The sequence below is a fragment of the Leptothrix mechoopdaensis (SeqCode) genome (genome assembly GCF_053893855.1).
Genome location: NZ_CM132699.1, coordinates 190,938 through 205,786, shown reverse-complemented (window position 1 = coordinate 205,786; position 14,849 = coordinate 190,938). Strand labels below are relative to the sequence as shown.

Sequence of the window (14,849 nt, the reverse complement as noted above, 5' to 3'; positions counted from 1 at the left end):
CGGCCTTTGCGCCTCTCCACGACAGACCAGACGCCCATGGACACCCGCACCGACCCGATCCGCCAGCGCCTGACCGAACTGCGCCTGGCGCTGGACCCGCATGGCCTGGCCGCCGTGCTGGTGCCGTCGTCCGACCCCCACCTGTCGGAGTACCTGCCCGAACGCTGGCAGGGCCGCGTGCGCTACAGCGGCTTCACGGGCTCGATGGGCACGCTGATCGTCACGCGTGACTGCGCGGCGGTGTTCGCCGACAGCCGCTACTGGGTGCAGGCCGAGGCCGAGCTGGCGGGGACGGGCATCGAGCTGGTCAGGATCCCGTCCGGCGCGGTCAGCCACCAGATCCAATGGCTCACCCAGCACGTCAGCCGGGGCCAGACCCTGGCGGTCGACGGCGCCGTGATGGGCCTGGCCGCTGCCAAGGCACTGGCCGAGGCACTCGCGCCGCACGGCATCGCGCTGCGCACCGATGTCGACCTGCTGGCCGAGGCCTGGACCGACCGCCCCGCCCTGCCCGCCGCCGCCGTCTACGAACACCGCCCGCCCGAGGCCGCCGTCGGCCGCGCCGACAAGCTCGCCCAGGTCCGTGCGGCGATGCAGGCCCACGGCGCGACGCACCACTTCGTCTCGACCGTCGACGACATCGCCTGGATCACCAACCTGCGCGGCGCGGACGTCGACTACAACCCGGTCTTCCTGGCCCACCTGCTGATCCCCGCCGGCGGTGCGGCGACGCTGTTCGTCGGCGCCGGCAAGGTCGACGCCGCACTCGCCGCGACGCTGGCCAGCGACGGCCTGGTGCTGGCGCCCTACGACGCCGCCGCCGCCGCGCTGGCCGCGCTGCCGGGCGACGCGAAGCTGCTGATCGACCCGCGTCGCATCACGCTCGGATTCCGCGAGGCGGTCGCCGCCGGCGTGCAGGTGATCGAGGCGATCAACCCCAGCACGCTGGCCAAGAGCCGCAAGACCGCCGCCGAGGCCGCCCACATCCGCGTGGCGATGGAGGTCGACGGCGCGGCGATGTGCGCCTTCTACGCCCGCTTCGAGGCCGCGCTCGGTCACGAGACGATCACCGAACTGACGGTCGACGAGTGGCTGAGCGCCGAACGCGCGAAACAGCCCGGCTACGTCAGCCTGAGCTTCCCGACCATCGCCGGCTTCAACGCCAACGGCGCGATGCCGCACTACCGCGCCACGCCCGAGTCGCACGCGCCGATCTCGACGCCCGACGGCCTGGTCGCCGAGGGCCTGCTGCTGATCGACTCCGGCGCGCAGTACCTGGGCGGCACCACCGACATCACCCGGGTCTGGCCGATCGGCCTGGCCAGCGCGGCGCAGAAGGCCGACTACACGCGGGTGCTCAAGGGCACGATCGCGCTGTCGCGCACCCGCTTCCCGCTCGGCACGCTGTCACCGATGCTGGACTCGATCGCGCGCGCGCCGCTGTGGGAGGCCGGCCTGAACTACGGCCACGGCACCGGCCACGGCGTCGGTTATTTCCTCAACGTCCACGAAGGTCCGCAAAGCATCTCGCCGGCGATTCCCGAGCCGCAGATGGCGATGCAGCCGGGCATGGTCACCTCGATCGAGCCGGGCCTGTACCGGGCCGGCAAGTGGGGCGTGCGGATCGAGAACCTGGTGATGAACACGCCGGCGGCGGTCAACGAAGGCTTCGGCGACTTCCTCGAATTCGAGACGCTGACGCTCTGCCCGATCGACACCCGCTGCATCGACCCGGCGCTGCTGCGCCCGGACGAACGCGCCTGGCTCAACGGCTACCACGCCGAGGTCCGCCAGCGCCTGTCGCCGCGCGTCGAAGGCGCCGCACTGGACTGGCTGATGCGGCGGACCGAGCCGATCTGAGGCGGGACGACCGGTCGGCTCGGAACGTCGGCTCAGAAGGTCGACCAGTCACCCTTGCCGGCCACCGGCGGCTCGCCGCGCGAGGTCGTGCGGGCGCTGTGGATGGCGGTGTGGGCGGTCCATGCCGCTTCCTGGGTCTGCTGCAGCAGGCGGAAGGCGGCGACGACCTTCTGCAGCCGGTCGGCCTGATCGCGCAGCGCGTCGGCGGCGCTGGCGCTCTGTTCGACCAGCACGGCGTTCTTGCGCGTCAGCTGGTCGAGCTGGCGCACCGAGCGGTCGGCCTGGCGCAGCGTCTCGGGTTCGCGCGGCGCGCCGCCCTGGCCGATCTGGCCGACCAGGTCGGTGACGCTCTGGACCGACGAGACCAGCGCATCCATCGTCACGCCGGCATCGCGCACCAGCCGGTTGCTGGCCTCGGCCTGGTCGAGCGAGGCGTTGATCAGCCCCTTGATCTCGCGCGCCGCGCTGGCCGCACGCTGGGCCAGCCCGCGCACCTCGCCGGCCACGGCGCCGTGGCTGTCCTGGCCTTCATGGCCGGCCTTGGCGGCCTGCACCGCCGCGTTCAGCGCCAGCAGGTTGGTCTGGAAGGCGATGCCGTCGATGGTGGCCAGGATCTCGTTGATCTTGCGGCTGGACGCCGAGATGTCCTCCATGTTGGAGACGACCTGGGTGACGACCTCGCTGCCCCGTTCGGCAACCTCGACGGCGTTGCTGACCAGCGCGTCGGGATCGGCCGGCGCGGCCTCCGCGTCAGCAGCCGGCTGCGTTTCGGCGCCGTCGTTGGCCGTCGGCGGCGGACCGGCCTGGACCCGCTTGAGCAGGGCCTGCAGCGCGTCGTTGGGCACCGCCGGCTCGGCCGGCGCCGCCGGGGCCACGGCCTCGGCATCGAACTGGGGCTCCTGGCGCAGGCGCTCCGGGTTGACGGGCGACAGCGGCGCGGCGACCAGCGCGGACACCGCCGCCGTCGACGCCTGCACGCCGACCTCCGGCACGCGACCCGGTACCGCGACGGTCGGCGCCACGGCTGCGGCCGGTGCCGGCCGCGTCAGGTCGACCGCCTGGGCGCGCAGCCGGTCCTGCAGGCCACGCATCGCGTGTTGCATGCGTTCGAGTTCATCGCCCTGGGCCGACAGGTCGGCCTGGGCGCCCTGGGCCAGCTTCTCGGCCATGCGCACGGCCTGCTTGACGGGTTTGCGCACGCCGCGCACCAGCTGCCAGGCCATGAAGGCGCCCATCACCAGGAAGACGGCCAGCAGGCCGCCGAGCTGCTGGCGCGCCTGCGCGTGGCTGGCGCGGTGGGCGGCCAGCGCGGCGTCGGCCTCATCGGTGACGTGGCGGGTCAGCGCCTCGGTCTGCTGACGCCAGGTCGCCTCGGCCGGACGCAGTTGCGCCAGCGCCACCGTCACCGCCTCGCGACCGGCCGGCGACGGACTGCGGCCCAGTCGCGACAGGGCGTCGAGCCGCGGCCGCACGGTCCCGGCGGCCAGGCTCCAGGCATCGAGCAGGCCCAGGCTGGCGCCGTCCCATTCGAGCGTGCGCAGGCGCCGCTCGAGTTCGTCGACCCGCGCCAGCTGCTGGTTCAGCAGCCGCTGTTCCTGGGTCTGCGCCAGCGTGTCCTCTGCCAGCGCCAGGTTGCGGGCGTGCAGCGCGACGCGGTCGATGCCGGCCTGCAGCGCCTGCACCAGCTCGATGCGGTCGAGGTGACGGCTCTCGCCCAGTTCGGTCTCGTGCTGGAGCTGGTCCAGGTTGACCAGCGCCAGACCACCGATCACCGCCAGGGCCAGCAACAGCGCGGCATAGCCGAGCGCCAGGCGGCGGGCGACGCTGCGCGTCAGGCGCTGGAGGAACGACGAGACGGTGGTGGACATGGCGATGGCAGCGCCGCGGCGCAGGTGTGGGGAACGGACCCGATTCTTCGCAGGCCGCCCGTTCCCGCAAGCCACGACTCGCGGGATGGCCGCCACGCAAACGCGCAGACCACGCAGACCACGAAGAAGGCGCAGACCGCGCAGCGCCGACCCCTGGTTCGAGCGGCCGGCCAGACTCAGGATGCCAGTTCCCGGCGACGCGGCGATCAAATAATCCAAGCGAGTAGGCCGGGCCGTTTGCCGGACGGCCCGCCGTTCAGCCCGCGATCAGACTGGGCTCAGCCGCCGCTGACCGCCCGGGTCACCCGCGCGTCGAGCGCCTCGCCCAGCTCGTCGAGCAGGTCCTGCAGATGGCGCCGGCTGGTGGCGTCCCAGCCACGGCCCTGGACCGCCCGGCGCAGGCTGGCGTGCAGATCGCGGGCCTGCACCCGCAGCTGGCTGCGCAGCTCGGCGCGCTGGCCCGGCACCGGCTTGAGCAGCGCGCCGGCCAGCCGGGTGGCGTGGTCGCGCTGCAGGTCGCGCCGCAGCGGCTCGATCCGCGTCGCGCCCGGGCGTTCCAGCTCGGACCAAACCTCGGCGCGGACCCGGTCGAGCAGCTCGGCCAGCGTCAGCGCGTCGTCGGGCGTGCGGGCCTTGCCCTGCTGGTCGAGCAGGCGTTGCGCCAGCGCGTCGCTGGTCAGCTGCGCCAGCAGGCTGCGCTGCAGGCCGCCGAGCACCTGTTCGGGCTGGAACTCGGTCGTGACGGTCGCGCCACGGCCCAGGTTCTCGGCCCGGTCGAAGTAGTCCGGCGCCAGCCGGCGTTGCAAGGCCGGCGAGACCGACAGGCCCTGCGCCGACAGCACCTGGCGCGCGATCAGGTCCAGCGCCGCACGCTGCTGCGCCGCCGGCACCGGCTGCAGCGGATCGCGGCCGGTGCCGGCGCGGTCGCGCAGCGTGATGACGCCGCCGATCTGGCGCAGCGCGATGCCGGTCGCCCCGCCAATGTCCAGCAGCGCATAGGAGACGCGGCGGCGCAACCGGGCGTATTCGTCGCCGTCGGCCAGGGTCTGGCGTTCGGCCCGGGCGATCAGGTCGCGGGCGATCGCCAGGCGCTTGGTGACATGCGCCAGCGGGTCGCTGCCCAGGTCGAACTGCAGCACCTGCGGGTCGAGGCCGAGGCCGGCATCCTCGTCGGTGCCGTAGGCCAGGCCGGGCTCGGCGCTGCGGGCGGCGATGCGGGCCAGGCCCTCGCGCTCGTCGGCCGGCGCGAAGTCGCGGTAGGCGTAGTCGATGGCCCAGAAGTCGTACGGCCCGAGCTGCTGCTGGTAGGCGACCGGTGCCGGCGCGCCCGGGCTGGGCAGGTTGGCGGGCACGTAGTCCATCACCGAGCCGGTCAGCGCGTTCTCGCGGGTCCAGGCCGGATCGGACAGGTGCGCGTCGTCGACCACCGTCGAGGCGCGGAAGTTGTGGCGCAGCCCGAGCGTGTGGCCGACCTCGTGCATCACCAGGTTCTTCAGGTAGGACCGCACCAGCGCCTCGGCCGCCTCGTCGGGCGTGTCGTCGTCGCCGGCCGGCCCGCCGCCTTCGGCCGCCAGCCGTTCGAGCGCGTAACCCAGCTCGGCGGCGCCGCGTTCGGCGGCCTCGCAGCGGTCGGTGCCGGCATGGCTGGCGTGATCGTGGCCGGCGCCAGCCTGCAGCACGGCCGACCAGTCGGTCTGCCCGCCCTCGGCCAGGATCTGGCGCCGCAGCAGGCGCTGGAAGCGCAGCGAGTTGCCTTCGAAGGCGATGTCGGCGTCGAGGATCTCGCCGCTGCGCGGGTCGACGTGGCTCGGGCCGATGCCGGCCAGGCCGGGCTGGACGCTGAGCATCCAGCGCACCGACGCGATGCCGGTGTCGAGCGTGTCGAAGGGCGCGTCATCGGGCTGGACCCGCACCTCGATCGCGTTCTTGAACCCGATCCGCTCGAAGGCGGTGTTCCATTCGAGGATGCCCTCGCTGATCACCGTGCGGTACTTCAGCGGCACGTTGCGGTCGATCCAGTAGGTGATCGGCTTGACCGGCTCGGACAGCGTCGCCGCCGGGTCCTTCTTCTCCAGCCGCCAGCGGTTGACGTGGCGGACCTTGGCGTTGCGCGCCAGGTCGTCGCTGAAGTCGTGGATGACGGTGTTGAAGTGGCCGATGCGCGGGTCGGCCGGCCGCCCGCGCATCGGCTGGGCCGGCAGGCGGGTCAGCGAGTAGTGCAGGCGCACGAACAGGCTGCGGGCGTCCGGCACCGTCATCGGCAGCGACGGCTGCGGCGCGCCGGGCGGCACGGCGCCGGGCTGCGGGAAGTTCAGGTTGGCGGTGCTGTAGTGGTTCTGCAGCTCGAACACGAGCAGCTCGGGCTGGACCCGCACCGACGTGATCGCCGAGTTGCGGCCGTCATAGCCATAGCCCTGCCGGTAGCTGCGCTGCAGCGCGCTGGCCAGACCGGGCCAGTCGCCCATCAGCAGCGCACCGGCATCGACCAGCACGGTCTTGCGCTCGGGGTGCGGCGCGCTGGCGACCGCCGTGCTGGCGATCAGGCTGGGCGAGTAGGCGGCGGCCACCGCGCGGGCCTCGGGTGTGCCGGCGCGGGCGACGTAGTCGGCGTTGCGCTCGATCAGCTGGACCTGGTTGTGGACCCGCCGGAACTCGACCCAGGCACCGCCGCCCAGCATCAGCCCGCCGCTGATCCGGCCCTCGCCGATGCCGCTGGCGATCTTGGGCGACAGGAAGAAGGGCTGGTTGAAGTCGGACTCGGCCAGCTCCAGCCAGACCTTGTCCTCGCGCTGCCAGACCGACAGCAGGCCCTCGCTGCGGCGGGCGTCCTTGATGACGGTGGCAAAGGCCGGCGGCTGGCCGGGTGCCGGCGCGGCGGTCGCGGCCGCCGGTGCCGACGCCGCCGCGCCGGGCTTGGGCGCCGAGGCCGTCGAGGCCGTCGAGGTCGCCGATGGAGCCGCAGCCGAAGAAGGTGTGGCCCCATCGATCTTGCCGCCCGGCTGCGCGCAGGCCGCCAGCAGCATCAGCCAGGACAGCGACAGGGGCCAGGTCGGGCGGGCGGCGTTCGGGCGTGTCGGCATCGTGGGGCAGTCGCAGGGCTGTCGGAGGGTGGGCGGTGGATCGTCAGGCGCGGAACTTCGAGGTGATCGGGTAGCGCCAGTCGCGGCCGAAGCCGCGGTGCGTGATGCGCAGGCCGATCGGGGCCTGGCGTCGCTTGTACTCGTTGAACTTGATCAGCCGTGTCACCCGCTCGACATCGGCGCTCGCGTAGCCGGCGGCGACGATCTCGTCGAGCGAGCGGTCCTCTTCCATGTACATCGCCAGGATCGCGTCGAGCACCTCGTAGGGCGGCAGGCTGTCCTGGTCGGTCTGGTCGGGTCGCAGCTCGGCCGACGGCGGCCGGGTGATGATGCGTTCGGGGATGACCGGGCCGTCGCCCTGGCGGTTGCGCCACTCGGCCAGCCGGTAGACCAGCGTCTTGGCGACGTCCTTGATGACCGCGTAGCCGCCGGCCATGTCGCCGTAGAGGGTGCAGTAGCCGGTCGCCATCTCGCTCTTGTTGCCGGTGGTCAGCACGATCGAGCCGAACTTGTTGGACAGCGCCATCAGCAGCGTGCCGCGGATGCGGGCCTGGATGTTCTCCTCGGTCGCGTCCTCGGGCCGGCCCTCGAACAGCGGATCGAGCGTGGCGCGGAAGGCCTGGAACATCGGCACGATGCTGACCTCGTCGTGGCGCACCTTCAGCCGGTCGGCCATGTCGCGTGCATCGACCCACGAGATCTCGGCCGTGTAGGGGCTGGGCATCATGACGGTGCGGACCTTGTCGGCGCCGATCGCGTCGACCGCGATGGCCAGCACCAGCGCCGAGTCGATGCCGCCGGACAGGCCGATCAGCGCGCCCGGGAAGCCGTTCTTGCCGATGTAGTCGCGCACGCCGGTGACCAGCGCGCCCCAGGCCTGCGCTTCCAGGCCGGGCAGTTCGGCCACAGGCCCGCTGACCGCGCCGCCGGGCTGCAGCGTCACCAGCAGGTTGGCGGACTCGAACATCGGCGCCCGCGCGGCCAGCACGCCGCCGGCATCGACCGCGAAGGACGCGCCGTCGAACGCGACCTCGTCCTGCGCCCCGACCAGATGGGCATACAGCAGCGGCAGGCCGATGCGGCGGGCCAGGTCGGCCATGCGGGCTTCGCGTTCGGCCGGCTTGCCGAGGTGGAAGGGCGAGGCGTTGAGCACCAGCAGCGCATCGGCACCGGCGTCGCGGGCGGCCTGCGCGGGCTCGTCGAACCACGCGTCCTCGCAGATCAGCAGGCCGAGCCGGTGGCCGCCGACCTCGATCACCACGGGCAGAAGTCCGGCATCGCGGCCGCTGACGAAGTAGCGCCGCTCGTCGAAGACCTGGTAGTTGGGCAGCTCGCGCTTGGCGTAGCTGGCGACGACCTGTCCGGCGTGCAGCACCGAGGCCATGTTCAGGCAACCCTGCAGGGCCCAGGAACGCGTGCGAACATGGCCCGGATGGCTGGCCTGCCAGCGTGCCATCTCGACACCCAGGTCGCGCGGATGGCCGATCACCACGTGCAGATCGGTCAGGTCGGCCAGCGCGGCGGCCAGGTCGGCCAGCGCGGTTTCACAGGCGGCCAGGAAGGCCGGCCGCAGCAGCAGGTCCTCGGGCGGGTAGCCGCACAGCGCCAGCTCGGGGGCGACGGCCACGCGCGCACCGGCGGCATGGGCCTCGCGGGCGGCGCTGGCGATCCGGCGCACGTTGCCGGCCAGGTCGCCGACGGTCGGATTGAGTTGCAGCAGCGCCACCGGCAGGCCGGCGGCGGACGACACGGAGGTCGGTGAGGACATGGCGGACGGTGCGGAAGATCGCGGCATGAAAAGTGTCGGGCATGGTAGCGGCGAGCCCCCGGGCGACAGCGCCGAAGGACACCCCGACCACGGCGGTGCCGACTGGCGCTGGACGGCCCACGCCGGCCTCGACGAGGTCGACGCCGCCGAGTGGGACGCGCTGCTGACGCAGTGCGATCAGCCGACGCCCTTCATGGGCCACGCCTTCCTGGCCGCGCTGGTCGACAGCACCAGCGCCTGCGCCGAGACCGGCTGGCAGCCGCTGGTGCTGGTCGCCCGCGACACGGGCGGCACGTTGCAGGCCGCCGCGATGCTGTGGCTCAAGAGCCATTCCTACGGCGAGTACGTGTTCGACTGGGCCTGGGCCGATGCCTGGGAACGCGCCGGCGGCCGCTACTACCCGAAGCTGCTCGGCGCGGTGCCGTTCACGCCGGTGCCCGGCACGCGGCTGCTGGCGCGCGACGACGCCGGCCGGGCGCGGCTGCTGCAGGTGATCGGCCAGCAGGTGCAGGCGATGGGCCTGTCGTCGGCCCACCTGCTGTTCATGGACGAGGCCGACCGCCGCTGCGCCGAGGCGGCCGGCTGGCTGCTGCGCCGCACGGTCCAGTTCCACTGGGAGAACCGCCAGCCGCAGCCCTATGCCGACATGGCCGACTTCCTGGCCAGCCTGCAGCGCGACAAGCGCAAGAAGATCCAGCAGGAGCGCCGCTACGTGCGCGAGGCCGGCGTGACGGTCGAGACCCGTGTCGGCCGCGAGATCACGGCCGCCGACTGGGACCACTTCCACCACTGCTACACGCTGACCTACCGGGCCCACCACAGCACGCCCTACCTGAGCCGCGACTTCTTCGCCCGCATGGCGCGCGACCTGCCCGAGCACTGGCTGATGGTCACCGGGCTGCGCGACGGCGTGCCGATCGCCCGGTCGCTGATCGCGCTGGACCCGTTGCGGCGGGTCGCCTGGGGCCGCTACTGGGGCGCGACCGAGCCGGTGCGCTGCCTGCATTTCGAGGCCTGTTACCACGCCCCGATCGAGTGGTGCATCGCCCACGGCTGGCAACGCTTCGAGGGCGGCGCCCAGGGCGAACACAAGATGGCGCGCGGCCTGTTGCCGGTCAGCACCTGGTCGGCCCACCAGCTGGCCGACCGACGCTTCCACGACGCCGTGGCCCGGCACCTCGAACGCGAGGGCGCCGGCATGGCCGCCTATGTCGACGAACTGGCCGAGCGCAATCCGTTCAAGGAAGGCGCACCGCCGGCCGGCGACTGATCAGCCGTCGTTCAGCGGCCGATCAGCGACCGATCAGCGAAAGATCACGCAGCGGCCAGGCTCCAGCCGCCGCCCTTCTGGATCTGCAGGACCTGGTCGTGCAGCGGCGCGAGGGTCTCGCGGTGGCCGACGCTGACCAGCACCGACTGCGGCAGCTCGCGCCGGATCAGCGTGTACAGGCCGTGTTCGAGCCCGGTGTCGGTGGCCGACGTGGCCTCGTCGAGGAACACCAGCGCCGGGCGCGTCGCCAGCACGCGGCCGAAGGCGAGGCGCTGCTGTTCGCCCGGCGACAGCACCTGCGACCAGTCGCGGTCGACCTCCAGCTGGTCGGCCAGATGGCCAAGCTGGACCTGTTCGAGGATGGCGCGGGCCTGCGCGTCGTCGAGCGTCGCACGCGGGTAGGCCAGCGCGTGGCGCAGCGTGCCCAGCGGCAGGTAGGGCTTCTGCGACAGGAACAGGCAGTCGGCATCGTCGGGCCGCGCCGCATCGCCCTCGGCATGGGGCCACAGGCCGGCCAGGCTGCGCAGCAGCGTCGTCTTGCCGCTGCCCGACGGGCCGCGGATCAGCAGCGCCTGACCCGGGTCGAGCTGCAGGCTCAGGCCTTCGGTCAGCACCTGGCCGTCCGGCCGGCGCACGGTCAGGTGGTCCAGCGACAGGCCCTGCGGGCGGCTCGCGATGACGGGCATCTGCAGCGCCCGGGCCGCGTCGGTGTTGGCGGTGAAGCCGGTCAGGCGGTCCAGCACGGCGCGGTAGCCGGCGAACGAGTCGTAGGAGGTCCGGAAGAAGCTCAGCGCCTCTTCCACCTGGCCGAAGGCCTGCGCGGTCTGCATCACGTCACCGAGCTTGATCGTGCCGGCGAACAGGCGCGGGGCCTGGATCAGGAAAGGGAAGACGACCGCGACCTGGCTGATCGACAGGTTGTAGCCGTCGAACTTCAGCGACCGCCACAGCGTCGCCCAGGCATTGGCGATGACGGCCGCGAAGCCGCGTTCCAGCGTGACACGCTCGGCGGCCTCGCCGCGGTACATCGCGACGCTCTCGCCGTACTCGCGCAGCCGCATCAGCAGGTAGCGGTAGGTGGCCGAGAGCTTCTCGTTGAGGAAGTTCAGGCCGATCAACGGACGGCCGATGCGCACCGCGAAGAAGGTCGCGACCAGCACGTAGACGTAGACCAGGAAGACCATCGCCTGCGGCACCTCGATGCCGGCAACGGTCAGCGGCGCCGACAGTTGCCACAGGATGCCGGTGAACTCGACCACCGAGACGACTGCGCCGACCAGCCCCATCGACAGGCTCAGCGTGTCGCCGACCAGGCTGGTGGCGTCCTGCTGGATGCGCTGCTCGGGGTTGTCGACCTCGGGGCTCGCATAGCGGCCAAGGTGATAGGCGCGGCCGTCGAGCCAGCGCGTCAGCAGCCGGTCGTTCATCCATTCGCGCCAGTGGATCGAGAAGGCCGAACGGATCCAGGAACTGACCAGCGCCCGCACCACATGCAGCGAGGCCAGCAGCGCGAACAGGTGCATGTGGGTCCAGAAGGCTGGCTCGTTCCCGCCCTGCAGCGCCGTGTAGAAACCGTTGTACCAGAAGGAAAACAGCACGTTCATCCGCACCGTCAGCAGCACGAAGAACAGGATCAGGGCCACGCCCATCAGCGGTTTCCAGTCGCGCCACTGGCGCGCCCGGCCACCGAGTTCGGCCTGCGACGGCCAGAACCACGCCCCGCTGAGGGCCCAGAACTGCCGGCCCCAGACCGTCGTGCGGGCCAGCAGGCCCATCACGACGACGAAGGCGACCAGCGTGACGGCGTAGGTGCGCGCCAGCCACAGCGCGCTGTTGAGCAATTCCTGGTTCCAGTCCATGTGTCCTCGTGAGGTGACCTCGTGGTGCCTTGTCGTTCTACAGGCACGAAGCCGCGAGACTAAATCAATCGACGGGCAAAAAAAAAGAGAGCCCGCAGGCTCTCTTTCTCGTCGCGTCGACCGCTGATCAGGACTTGGCCGACTGGGCGTAGTTCTGCATGCCGGTGACGACCTCGGCCTTGGCCGACTCGGGGCCTTCCCAGCCCTGCACCTTGACCCACTTGCCGACCTCGAGGTCCTTGTAGTGCTCGAAGAAATGCTGGATCGCCTTCAGGCGCATCTGGTTGATGTCCTCGGGCTTCTGCCAGTGGGTGTAGATCGGCAGGATCTTGTCGATCGGCACGGCCAGCAGCTTGGCGTCGCCACCGGCCTCGTCGTCCATCTTCAGCACGCCGATCGGGCGGCAGGTGACGACCACGCCCGGGGTCAGCGGATAGGGGGTGATGACCAGCACGTCCACCGGGTCGCCATCGTCGGCCAGCGTCTGCGGGATGTAGCCGTAGTTGCACGGGTAGTGCATCGCCGTGGTCATGAAGCGGTCGACGAAGATCGCGCCGGTCTCCTTGTCGACCTCGTACTTGATCGGGTCGGCGTTCATCGGGATCTCGATGATCACGTTGAACTGCTCGGGCGCCTTCGCGCCGGGGGTGACGTTGTGCAGGCTCATGGCTCGGGAAGGTGGGTTGGTGATGCTTGGAAAGCTGGGTCGGCGTCAACCGGGAATCGCCCGGATTCTACGGTCGGGCCTTGCGGTGGCCTTGCGCGCTTGACCCACGTCAGCCACAGCTGTCGCACGATGGAACGTGCTGGAAAACACGGGGCGAGGGGCGGAAACCCTTCCCCTAGCATGGCCCCGCCTCGCAGGAGGCACCGCAGGCACGACACCGTCGAGGGATACGGGTCACCAGGCCTGGCGCCTGGCGGCCACGACGATGTCGACCGTCCATTGAACGATCGATGAGGAAGGAAACCCCATGTCGTCATCCACGGCGCTGATCCTGGCGCTGCTCTGTGGCGTGGCAGCCGTCATTTACGGCTTCGTCACCCGCAGCTGGATCCTCGGGCAGGACGCGGGCAACGCCCGCATGCAGGAGATCTCCGCGGCCGTCCAGCAGGGCGCGGCCGCCTACCTGGCGCGCCAGTACCGCACCATCGCCATCGTCGGCGTGGTGCTGGCGATCCCGATCGCGCTGTTCCTCGGCAAGCTCACGGCGGCCGGCTTCGTGATCGGCGCGGTGCTGTCGGGTGCCTGCGGCTTCATCGGCATGAACGTCTCGGTGCGCGCCAACGTCCGCACCGCCCAGGCGGCCACGCGCGGCATCGGCCCGGCGCTGGACGTCGCCTTCCGCGGCGGCGCCATCACCGGCATGCTGGTGGTCGGTCTGGGCCTGCTGGGCGTGACCGGCTTCTTCTACGCCATCACCGGCGGTGCGGACGTCTCCAGCGAGACCCTCAAGCCGCTGCTCGGCCTGGCCTTCGGCTCGTCGCTGATCTCGATCTTCGCCCGCCTCGGCGGCGGCATCTTCACCAAGGGCGCGGACGTCGGCGCCGACCTGGTCGGCAAGGTCGAGGCCGGCATCCCCGAGGACGACCCGCGCAACCCGGCGGTGATCGCCGACAACGTGGGTGACAACGTCGGCGACTGCGCCGGCATGGCCGCCGACCTGTTCGAGACCTACGCCGTCACGCTGATCGCCGCGATGGCGCTGGGCGCGCTGATGGTGACCGGCTCGGCGCTGACCGCCGTCGTCTACCCGCTCGCGCTGGGTGGCGTGTCGATCATCGCGTCGATCATCGGCTGCCAGTTCGTCAAGGCCAGCCCGGGCATGAAGAACGTGATGCCGGCGCTCTACAAGGGCCTGATCGTCGCCGGCGTGCTGTCGCTGGTGGCCTTCTGGTTCGTGACCTCGGCGATGTTCCCGCAGCCGGTCGCCCTGACCGGTGGCGGCGCCGCCAGCGCCACCAGCCTGTTCGGCGCCTGCGTGGTCGGCCTGCTGCTGACCGCAGCGATGGTCTGGATCACCGAGTTCTACACCGGCACGCAGTTCAGCCCGGTGCAGCACATCGCGCAGGCCTCGACCACCGGCCACGGCACCAACATCATCGCGGGCCTGGGCGTCAGCATGAAGTCGACCGCCTGGCCGGTCGCCTTCATCTGCGTGGCGATCTACGCGGCGCACGCGCTGGCCGGCCTGTACGGCATCGCGATCGCGGCGACGGCGATGCTGTCGATGGCCGGCATCGTCGTGGCGCTGGACGCCTACGGCCCGATCACCGACAACGCCGGCGGCATCGCCGAGATGGCCGAGCTGCCCGCCAGCGTGCGCGACATCACCGACCCGCTGGACGCTGTCGGCAATACGACCAAGGCCGTCACCAAGGGCTACGCGATCGGCTCGGCCGGCCTGGCCGCGCTGGTGCTGTTCGCCGACTACACCCACGCGCTCGAAGCGCGCGGCCTGTCGATGACCTTCGACCTGTCGGACCACAAGGTGATCGTCGGCCTGTTCATCGGCGGCCTGATCCCCTACCTGTTCGGCGCGATGGCGATGGAGGCCGTCGGCCGCGCCGCCGGAGCGGTGGTCGTCGAGGTGCGCAAGCAGTTCGCCGACGGCCAGATCATGGCCGGCAAGCGCAAGCCCGACTACAGCGCGGCGGTCGACATGCTGACCACGGCGGCGATCAAGGAAATGATCGTGCCGTCGCTGCTGCCGGTGGTCGCCCCGATCGTGGTCGGCCTGCTGCTCGGCCCGGCCGCGCTCGGCGGCCTGCTGATGGGCACCATCGTCACGGGCCTGTTCGTCGGCATCAGCATGTGCACCGGCGGCGGCGCCTGGGACAACGCCAAGAAGCTGATCGAGGAAGGCTTCAAGGACAGCGACGGCGTGCTGCACAAGAAGGGCAGCGAGGCCCACAAGTCGGCCGTCACCGGCGACACCGTCGGCGACCCGTACAAGGACACCGCCGGCCCGGCCGTCAACCCGCTGATCAAGATCATCAACATCGTGGCGCTGCTGATCGTGCCGCTGCTGCCGGCCGGCGCCACCCAGGCGCCCAAGGCGGCACACGCCGCACCGGCCGCGCAGGTGCAGGCGGCAGAGGCTTCCGCCCCGGCGGCGGCCCCGGCGGCCAGCCAGTGATGTC

Annotated in this window: 8 protein-coding genes; 3 read left to right on the top strand and 5 right to left on the bottom strand. The window is 71.5% G+C overall.

The annotated features are described in order from the left end of the window. Positions 1-36: 36 nt before the first annotated feature. Positions 37-1,860, top strand: coding sequence for a M24 family metallopeptidase (locus ACWA7K_RS00945; protein ID WP_456164751.1), 1,824 nt, complete (start codon positions 37-39; stop codon positions 1,858-1,860). 32 nt (positions 1,861-1,892) lie between these two features. Here ACWA7K_RS00945 and ACWA7K_RS00940 read toward each other — a convergent pair whose 3' ends face one another. The 3 genes from ACWA7K_RS00940 to ACWA7K_RS00930 all read right to left on the bottom strand — a co-directional run bounded on the left by ACWA7K_RS00940 (position 1,893) and on the right by ACWA7K_RS00930 (position 8,576). Continuing rightward, the gene (locus tag ACWA7K_RS00940; protein ID WP_456164749.1) at positions 1,893-3,728 is read right to left on the bottom strand and encodes a methyl-accepting chemotaxis protein; all 1,836 of its coding nucleotides are present in this window, start codon (positions 3,726-3,728) and stop codon (positions 1,893-1,895) included. A gap of 278 nt (positions 3,729-4,006) precedes the next feature. After that, positions 4,007-6,808: a zinc-dependent metalloprotease gene (locus ACWA7K_RS00935; protein WP_456164747.1), complete on the bottom strand. Its 2,802-nt coding sequence runs from the start codon at positions 6,806-6,808 to the stop codon at positions 4,007-4,009. A gap of 43 nt (positions 6,809-6,851) precedes the next feature. Next, the gene (locus ACWA7K_RS00930; RefSeq protein ID WP_456164745.1) at positions 6,852-8,576 is read right to left on the bottom strand and encodes an NAD+ synthase; all 1,725 of its coding nucleotides are present in this window, start codon (positions 8,574-8,576) and stop codon (positions 6,852-6,854) included. Positions 8,577-8,601: 25 nt separating this feature from the next. Between ACWA7K_RS00930 and ACWA7K_RS00925 the strand changes: the two genes are divergently transcribed. Then, positions 8,602-9,846, top strand: coding sequence for a GNAT family N-acetyltransferase (locus ACWA7K_RS00925; protein WP_456164743.1), 1,245 nt, complete (start codon positions 8,602-8,604; stop codon positions 9,844-9,846). 44 nt (positions 9,847-9,890) lie between these two features. On the opposite strand, the gene ACWA7K_RS00920 is transcribed toward ACWA7K_RS00925, so the two are convergent. Further along, a complete protein-coding gene (locus ACWA7K_RS00920; protein WP_456164741.1) occupies positions 9,891-11,705 on the bottom strand; it encodes an ABC transporter ATP-binding protein/permease in 1,815 nt (604 codons plus the stop codon). Positions 11,706-11,832: 127 nt separating this feature from the next. After that, entirely contained in the window at positions 11,833-12,372 is a 540-nt protein-coding gene (ppa, locus tag ACWA7K_RS00915; RefSeq protein WP_456164739.1) for an inorganic diphosphatase, read from the bottom strand. 307 nt (positions 12,373-12,679) lie between these two features. Here ppa and ACWA7K_RS00910 point away from each other — a divergent pair, with 307 nt between their 5' ends. Further along, the gene (locus tag ACWA7K_RS00910) at positions 12,680-14,845 is read left to right on the top strand and encodes a sodium-translocating pyrophosphatase (protein WP_456164737.1); all 2,166 of its coding nucleotides are present in this window, start codon (positions 12,680-12,682) and stop codon (positions 14,843-14,845) included. The last annotated feature ends 4 nt before the right edge of the window (positions 14,846-14,849 follow it).